The organism is Thorsellia kenyensis, assembly GCF_042432445.1.
GTDB lineage: Bacteria > Pseudomonadota > Gammaproteobacteria > Enterobacterales > Thorselliaceae > Thorsellia > Thorsellia kenyensis.
The window spans coordinates 1-760 of record NZ_JBHLXE010000129.1; the positions used below are offsets into that span (position 1 = coordinate 1).

General features: G+C 44.5%; 1 protein-coding gene. It reads right to left on the bottom strand.

Annotated elements, in window-relative coordinates; genetic code table 11:
* Window positions 1-760: Ig-like domain-containing protein (locus ACFFIT_RS13285; RefSeq protein WP_385878417.1), on the bottom strand; the 760-nt coding region annotated here is incomplete at both ends.

The following is a 760-nucleotide window of genomic DNA, read 5'->3' on the forward strand; positions in this document are numbered from 1 at the left end:
AAGGAAACCTAAGCTCGGTGGAACGGTATCTTCAATACTCTCTATCTTACCTGAATCTGGTGCTGAGGTATCAACAGTCACACTGAATTGAGTCTCAGTGATATTACCCGATTTACTCGTGGTCTTAATTTGATACGTATGTGTGCCATCCGTCAAGAAATTCGTTGGGATAGAGAATGTCCAACGGCCTGTCGCATCCGCAACCGGTGGATTGGCCACACTTAATGGAATGCCACCTTCTAATATTTCAATCACAGAGCCAGGGGTCGCTGTACCCACCAATACAGGTGTCTTATCATTCGTCAAGCCACCATTAGAAATTTGTACAGTTTTTCCATCCGCATTACCAAAGTTATCTTCAAGGTAATCAACCGTTAAGTTCACTTTAGAGGTATCTACAGTGAAATTCAATGCATCAGATTTAACTGATTTGTTACCCGCTTTATCTGTCTCTTGAACAGTGATGCTGTGACTGCCCTGTTTGAGATTCAAGGTGTATGACCAACTACCATCTGCGTTCACTGTCGCAAAACCAATAGACTGTCCCGCATCAAATATTTCAACCACGCTATCACCTGACTCCGCTTGACCCGTCATCACTGGTCTTGCATCATCAATTGTTGAGCCTTGTGCCACTTTACCTTGGCTATCACCAATTCCATCTATGATGTTCGGTAAACCAGGCTTGTTCGGTGCCGTGCCATCGTAGTTAAACGAGTAAGGCAGCGTGAAGTCTGATTTTTGGCCTGCCGCATCTTCT